The organism is Rhodococcus sp. (in: high G+C Gram-positive bacteria) (genome assembly GCF_049591685.1).
GTDB lineage: Bacteria > Actinomycetota > Actinomycetes > Mycobacteriales > Mycobacteriaceae > Rhodococcoides.
Genome location: NZ_JBAWFH010000239.1, coordinates 1 through 1,965, shown reverse-complemented (window position 1 = coordinate 1,965; position 1,965 = coordinate 1). Strand labels below are relative to the sequence as shown.

General features: G+C 65.7%; 1 protein-coding gene. It reads right to left on the bottom strand.

Annotation, left to right across the window (positions count from 1 at the left end):
* Positions 1-132: 132 nt before the first annotated feature.
* On the bottom strand, positions 133-1,839 hold the full coding sequence (locus WBQ44_RS10150; protein ID WP_495566561.1) for an adenylate/guanylate cyclase domain-containing protein: 1,707 nt from the start codon (positions 1,837-1,839) through the stop codon (positions 133-135).
* Positions 1,840-1,965: the final 126 nt, after the last annotated feature.

Below are 1,965 nucleotides of genomic sequence, written 5' to 3'. Positions count from 1 at the left end.
CGCGCAGTACCCGGTGTGGGTCGTTGCGATCATCGGGGTGTTGGCTACTCGTCGCAAGGCGCGGCGCGAGTTGGCAGAGGAAGGCGTGCACGTTTCCACGATGCGCGAGGTTCTTCAGCGGATGCGCGATCGCTAGTCGATCGTTCGGATCTCGGTGTGCTCGGTGAGTCCGCGCAGCAGGATCGGTTCCCGCGAGGTCCAGTGCTGTGCCTCGTCGGCTGCGGCTTTGTCCACCACTGTGCGTTCGGCGAGCATTCGTGCCGGTTCGTTCTTGGCGAGCTCGGAGAGTCGGGCGGCGCAGTTCACCGGTGCGCCGATGACGGTGTATTCGTAGCGCGAGGTGGCGCCGATGTCTCCGGCGAATACATCGCCTGCGGCGACGCCGATGCCGAAGTCGAGGGAATCGAGGGATCGGAGTTCGACGCGTAGTCGTCGTGCTGCTCGGAGTGCGGCGCCGGCGGGGTCGTCGATGGGGCGCGGTGCCCCAAATACGGCGAGGGCGGCGTCGCCTTCGAACTTGTTGATGAAGCCGAGATTGTCGTCGACTGTTGCGACAACGATGCCAAGGAACTCGTTGAGCAGGTCCGCGACGCGCTGCGGCGGGTGGTCGACGGCGAAGGTCGTGGAGCCGACGAGATCGATGAACAGTACTGCCACGTATTGAACGTCGCCGCGGGGGAAGTCGGACTGTTCGAGTGCTCGCGACGCGACTTGTGTGCCGACGTGCCTGCCGAACAGGTCGCGCATGCGTTCACGTTCGGCGAGGCCCGCCGACATGCTGTTGAATCCGCGTTGCAGGTTCCCGATTTCGGACGAGTCGTAGACCGGTACCCGCGTATCGGTGGCCCCCTTTTCGATCTCGGCCATGGCCGAGCTGACTTCGCTGACGGGTTCCGACACCGATCTTGCGACCAGGATGGTTCCCCGTAGTCCGGTGCCGAGGGCGATGGCGGACACGATGAGGATCGGTAGTTCGATGGGCGCGGGGATCGCGACGGGTGCGCCGGTGGAGTGGGCTATGACGATGAGGGTGATGCCGGCAACGGGGAATGCCGTGCACACGATCCAGGTCGCGACGAGGCGGGTGAGGACGCTGAATTCTCGCCTGCCCGACGGCAGCGAGTCCGATACCCGAATCAGGACAGGACGCAGTGCGCGTTCGGTCAGTAGGTAGCCCGTGCCCGCTGTGGTGACCGCACCGAAGATGGTTCCGACGACGATGAGCACGGTGATCGAGCTGTCGGTGTCGAGGGTGAGCGCTGCGAGCGCGAAACCGAAGAAGAGCCACAGCAGGAGGTGGGAGATCGTGTGACGCAGCGGTATTCGGGCGGCTTCTCGGGCCTGGCCCGGGGTGGGGATGTCGCGGCCTGCGACCCACCGCAGGGTGGGGAGGACGAGTACCGCGCCCGCGAGTGCTCCGGCTGTTATGCCGATGGGCACGAGCCACCGGAAGGCGCTGAATTCGGGGTCGGTGAGGACGCTGCCCACCGATGCTGTTTCGGACCGGGCGAGCAGTGCGACGACGAAGGTCACCTGCACTGCCGCGAACACGTTGAGCAGTAGAATGCCTGCGCCGTAGCGGACAGCAATGCCGCGGGCGCTGGGGCTCGAGTTGGGGTTCGGGCTCGGGTGGGGCACAACAGTCGATTGTTTCCGATTCCGGACACTGGCGTACCGAGAACGCGTCTTACGCCGTATGGCCCGAGTGTCCACTGCCGCGGGCTGCGCTGTTGCGGACTGCGCCGCGGCGAACTGCGCTGCTGCGGACTGCACTGCTGCGGAATGCGCCGCCGCCTGCACTGCCGTCGGAGCAGCCGGGCTTCGGAAGTCTATGGCCATCAAAACGGTGCGGGGTCGTCGGTATCGGAGCGGCGGCCATCGGGGACACCTCTGTTGTCGGTGGCTTCGTCGTTCGGGACGTCGGCGCTCGCCGTTTCGTCTCGACACATGGTTCGTCGTTTTCGT